The 4,727-nt window shown below is 67.1% G+C and carries 5 protein-coding genes and 3 pseudogenes; 5 read left to right on the forward strand and 3 right to left on the reverse strand.

What is annotated here, in order from left to right; translation table 11 throughout:
* Positions 1–473, forward strand: a 473-nt coding sequence (locus ABZV38_RS39635; protein WP_356333729.1) for a transposase, incomplete at its 5' end; no start/stop codon positions are given.
* Between the two features lie 8 nt (positions 474–481).
* Here ABZV38_RS39635 and ABZV38_RS39640 read toward each other — a convergent pair.
* Both ABZV38_RS39640 and ABZV38_RS39645 read right to left on the reverse strand, forming a co-directional pair.
* The gene (locus ABZV38_RS39640; protein ID WP_356333732.1) at positions 482–895 is read right to left on the reverse strand and encodes a hypothetical protein; all 414 of its coding nucleotides are present in this window, start codon (positions 893–895) and stop codon (positions 482–484) included.
* Between the two features lie 811 nt (positions 896–1,706).
* Entirely contained in the window at positions 1,707–2,291 is a 585-nt protein-coding gene (locus tag ABZV38_RS39645; RefSeq protein ID WP_356333738.1) for an SUMF1/EgtB/PvdO family nonheme iron enzyme, read from the reverse strand.
* A 561-nt stretch (positions 2,292–2,852) separates the two neighbouring features.
* On the opposite strand from ABZV38_RS39645, the gene ABZV38_RS39650 reads away from it, so the two are divergent.
* The 4 genes and pseudogenes from ABZV38_RS39650 to ABZV38_RS39665 all read left to right on the forward strand — a co-directional run.
* On the forward strand, positions 2,853–3,656 hold the full coding sequence (locus tag ABZV38_RS39650; RefSeq protein ID WP_356333734.1) for a DUF427 domain-containing protein: 804 nt from the start codon (positions 2,853–2,855) through the stop codon (positions 3,654–3,656).
* Between the two features lie 63 nt (positions 3,657–3,719).
* Positions 3,720–3,809: pseudogene (locus ABZV38_RS39655) on the forward strand (IS5/IS1182 family transposase); the annotation flags it as partial.
* A gap of 128 nt (positions 3,810–3,937) precedes the next feature.
* Positions 3,938–4,180 (forward strand): ribulose phosphate epimerase, encoded by a 243-nt coding sequence (locus ABZV38_RS39660; RefSeq protein WP_356333736.1) that lies wholly within the window; start codon positions 3,938–3,940, stop codon positions 4,178–4,180.
* 99 nt (positions 4,181–4,279) lie between these two features.
* Positions 4,280–4,590 (forward strand): annotated as a pseudogene (locus ABZV38_RS39665) (NAD(P)-binding domain-containing protein); the annotation flags it as partial.
* Here the strand turns inward: ABZV38_RS39665 and ABZV38_RS39670 are convergent.
* A pseudogene (locus ABZV38_RS39670) lies at positions 4,585–4,727 on the reverse strand (IS110 family transposase); the annotation flags it as partial. The pseudogenes ABZV38_RS39665 and ABZV38_RS39670 sit on opposite strands and share 6 nt — an antisense overlap.

Below are 4,727 nucleotides of genomic sequence, written 5' to 3' on the forward strand. Positions count from 1 at the left end.
TGACCACCGGACAGCGCGCCGCCCGGCTGGCGGAGCCGGTCCCGTACTTCCTTCCACAGGCCGGCGCGGGTCAGGCACTCCTCGACCAGCTGGTCACCGGCTGGATCATGAAACCCCGTGAGGCACTCACGGGCCAGCAGGAAGAACGGCTTCTCGAAGTCCGGCTCGCCTGCCCGGACAGCACTCGGGCCTGCGACCTCGCGCGAGCCTTCACCGACCTCGTCCGCAACCGTCGGGGAGCCTTCGTCCTCGAATGGATCCGCCAGGCGGAACTGGACGCCCCCAGACCGATGAGCGGCTTCGCTGGCTTCCTCCGCCAGGACCTCGACGCCGTCACTGCCGGACTTACGCTGCACTGGAGCTCAGGCGTCGCCGAAGGCCACGTCAACCGGGTCAAAACGTTCAAGAGAGCGATGTACGGACGGGCCTCCTTCACGCTCCTCCGAACCCGAATCCTCACTCAGGGTAAGTAGCGGGCAGGTCACCTCAGTGGTTCGAGAATCCTGCGGGCTTCCCCACTTACGGCGGTATCCGCATCCGATGTCAACACTGAGCACAGTGCCGCGAGCCGTTCCCCGTCCTCCTCGGACTGACCGCAGACATTGAGGATTGCGGCATCAAGGTGATCGCCGGTGTCGTCATCCGCGCTGGCGAGCGCGGCCAGCACCATGCGCAGACCAAGCACGTCCCAGCGTCCGAGCAGAGCCTCCGCCGTCTCTTGAGTGACGAAAGTGTCGCGACCATCCAGCAACAGCCGGTGCAGGACCTCAGCTACTTCGGGAACCTCCGCGACGACTGCCAGACGCCGGCCTGAGGCCGCTCTAACAGACCATGATGCCGAAGTAGACCCCTCAAGGAATGGGGTCAGCTCGTCATCAAACTCGGGGCGGGGCATGGTTCTCACTCTGGCATACAGCTTTGCGTCCGCGCTTTCGGACATCACGCAATCGCGGTCAGAGCCAAATTCAAATATCGCCATCAATGCGGCAGGACATGGAGTACTGAGCGCCCCAGAGGGGCCGAAGCCGGCTGCGTGGCCCCGTGGCGCCCAGCTGGCGCTTCCGACGTCCAATCCACCGGCGACTCAGAGTTCGGCCGCGTAAGGCCCCGATCTGTGGGTCTGGTTTCTGGCGGTCCACCTGTTAGTTCACGCTATGGGTGGATTGACGGCGGCACCGCGTCGACGACGGCGGCCGCCTGGGAGGATGCCACCATGTCCGACCAGTGGATCGACATCATGGTGTTTCGGCTCTTCGAGGATGAGGACCCAGACGCGGGGCGGGATCTCGGGCCGTCGCCGGTCGCGGAGTCGCCGCCGACGTCAGGCGCTGAAGACCTCCCGCCTGGACAGGTTTCCTGCCGGGACTGCCGCACCGCCTACGACCCGGGCAACCCGGACGAGGTGAAGTTGCACACCGAGCCCGTGAACTGCGGGCAGTCGTGCCGGTGTGCCGGTCGTCCGCGCTGCTACGCGTGCCACGGCTCGTTCTGCTGGTGCCCCGACCATTGACCGGCTACTGGGCCACTAAAAGGTCCTTGCGCCGACCGGGCCTGGTAGTTGAACCTGGTCGTGCGCGACGCCCTGCGCGCCACATGAGCTGAGGCCGGGCCGCGGGTACGCCCGCCGCCGTGATCACCGGCCTCCGGCGCCGCCGAGGGGTTACTAGGAGCAGGACGGCCGCCGCCACCGGGGGCGGCCGGGCCGGTCACCCGGTGGTGCTGACGCAGCGGAACCCAGTGTCGTTGTCGGACATGGTGGCGTTGGCGTCGTTCACCAGGGAGGGGGCCGCCCGCGTGAACGGCCTGGTGAACGCTCTGCCCTTCAACTCGTACCGGTCGGGCTCCGATTCGGTGGCGCACCACTCCCAGGTGTTCCCGTACATGTCGAACACCCCATACGGGCTCACCCCCGACTGGTAGTGCGTGACGGGCGTGGTGCGCCGTATGCCGGAGTCGAGGACGTTCCACTTCGCGGCCGTCGGCGCGTCCCCCCACGGGTAGGCGCGGCCCTTGGAGCCGCGGGCCGCCTTCTCCCACTGCTGGCTCGTCGGAAGGGTCTTACCGGCCCACTCGGCGTAGGCGGTGGCGTCGTGCCACGTCACCCACACCACGGGGTGATCGAAGATGCTGTCCGGGCACTTCCCGCCCGGCCAGTGCTGCGGGGCCCGGTGGCCGGTGGCCCGGACGAACCGCGCGTAGTCCTCGTTGGTGGTCGGGTAGACGTCGATGGGGAACCTTCTCCCAGGTCGGCATGTTGTCCGGCCCGGCGAGGAACATGCCCTCTTCCACAGGGACCATCAGCTTCACGCTTCGTTTGAGCTCTTGGGGCTCTCGCTGGCGTGGCTGGAGCGGGAGCGGAAGCGGCCGAGGCGGCCGTCTCCGTCGTTCGGAGTGCAGAGACTGAAACTAGTGGTCAGTGAGGTCCGTAGCTGATCGTCAAGAGGAGCCCGGACGGACGCCGTACTCGGCAAGCCAAGCCAGAACCTCGCTCCGAGACGCCCGGACGAGCCTGCCGCCGGTGAAGCGGGCGTCGTCGGTGACCTCTGCGAGGCACCCCGGAGAAGGCACGAAGGCCCTCGCCTCCTCATCGCTGGTGAACTCGGCTCCGCCAGGACCAAGCCGTGCAGCGGAGGCTCGTGGCCGACCGGGCGTGCTACGGAACCCTCTGCCCCCGGGGATCCGCTGGGAGCCCGGCCGGGGCCCGGGAGCGCTCCGGGTACCCGTCGAGTTTCTCCAGCCTGTCTGAGGCACAAGATGCTGGACAGCCGCCCCCGTGATTGCCTGGTGCCGATGGGCTGTTTAGGGTCTCTGGCCCCGCAGAGCCGGCATGAACCGCCACGAGGACACGCGTCATGAAGCAGTACACACCGGACTACCCGGAAATGATCGTCCCGGTCGGCCATGTCGAGCCTGTTCCGCGCCGCATCCGCGGCTACGCGGCAAACCTTCCCGTCCTCGACACCGTGCGAGCACGATATGTGTGGCTGTGGCCGGGCTACCCGCAGTACTGCATCCCTCGGGAGGACATCCGGGACGGGGTGCTCCTCGACGAGGGCCGAAACGTGGCACTACGGATCGGCACGGCGCGCCGCCACACCCTCCGGCTGGGCGCGCTCACCCGCTCGGGCGCGGCCTGGGAATGGGCTGACGACGCTCCACCCGCTATCTCCGGCTCCGTCAGCTTCCGCTGGGAGGCCATCGACGCATGGTTCGAGGAGGACGAGCAGGTCTTCGTCCACCCCCGCAGCCCCTACACCCGCGTCGACGCGCTGCGGTCGAGCCGCAGTGTCCGCGTCATGCTCGACGGAGCCGTGCTCGCAGACGCGCCGTCCTCGGTGATGGTGCTGGAGACAGGCCTCCCGACGCGCTACTACCTCGACCGCGTGCGCATCGACTGGACACGCATGCAGCCCACCGACACCGTCACCAGCTGCCCCTATAAAGGCAAAACCAGCGGTTACTGGTCTGTCACAACCGACACGGCCACCTACCCCGACCTCGCCTGGGCGTACGACTTCCCAACCCGGCAGGTAACGCCCATCGCCGGACTGGTCGCCTTCTACAATGAACACGTGGACCTCTACCTCGACGGGCAACTTCTTCCACGCCCTGCCGCCGTCACCAGAGCCATCTGGGAGCAGGAACACCGCGTGTGACGGCCGGTGGTACCGGCACGAATATCGGTAGCCGCTCCCGCCGTCCGGACAGCCTCATCGGGTGCGAATCTGCACGACAGCCAGGCTCTGGAAACCCTGGTGCGCGGGATACCGCCGATCCGCTCCCGCCGCGGGCCGCGGCGGCGCCGTCCTGCCTGGTCGCGACGGTTGCTCATCTCCTCCCTTGCCGGGTCCTGAATCGCCCTGGTCGGCGGGGGCACGCGGCTACTGCGAGGGAGCAGGCGTGGACATCCCTCGAGAGCATGGAGGGCTGTGTAGCGATGACCGACCTGGACACGCTGTCGGTGAACACGATTCGCGGACTGTGCATGGACGCGATTCAAAAGGCAAATTCTGGGCATCCCGTGATTCCTATGGGCATGGCACCTGTCGCCTACACGCTGTGGCAGCGGTTACTCGCGGCCCAGATCACCCAGGAACTGACCTCCGACGCCGATCGGGAGTTCACCCACGACTCGTCGACCAGCGCCCTCGTCCGTCGTTACCGCGCCCTGAAGCGCTAGGGCCCCGTCCCACAGGAGAGCAGCCATGGCTACCGAACTCCCATGCAGCTCGGCATGATCGGACTTGGCCGGATGGGCGCGAACCTCATGCGTCGGCTCATGCTCGATGGCCACCACTGTGTGGTCTATGACCTCAACGAAAGTGCCGTAAGGGGCTGGAGGGCGAGGGCGCCGTCGCCGCCGGCTCGCTTCGCGACTTGGTGGCGAAGCTGGAGCGGCCACGGACCGTCTGGCTCATGCTGCCTGCCGTTGTCGTACAGCCCACCCTCGACCAGTTGACCGAGCTCCTCGACCCGGACGACGCGGTCATCGACGGTGGCAACTCCTACTACCGCGACGACATCGCCCGTGCAGCGCAGCCTGCTCCTCGCCGTATTCATTACCTGGATTGCGGGACCTCGGGCGGCGTCTGGGGACTCGAACGCGGCTACTGCCTCATGAACGGCGGCGAACCCGGGACGCTCAGGACGATGTCGGCGAGTTCGTGCTCGCGAAACCGGCCCTCGATGAGCTTGTTCATCTCGGAGATCTGCTCGTTGAGGGTCAT

The organism is Streptomyces sp. NPDC005181 (assembly GCF_040608395.1).
GTDB lineage: Bacteria > Actinomycetota > Actinomycetes > Streptomycetales > Streptomycetaceae > Streptomyces.

Bases quoted from the DNA above. Each gene is read 5' to 3' on its own strand.
- ABZV38_RS39660 (WP_356333736.1), top strand. From the start codon at position 3,938: ATGACCGACCTGGACACGCTGTCGGTGAACACGATTCGCGGACTGTGC.
- ABZV38_RS39650 (WP_356333734.1), top strand. From the start codon at position 2,853: ATGAAGCAGTACACACCGGACTACCCGGAAATGATCGTCCCGGTCGGC.
- ABZV38_RS39640 (WP_356333732.1), bottom strand. From the start codon at position 895: ATGCCCCGCCCCGAGTTTGATGACGAGCTGACCCCATTCCTTGAGGGG.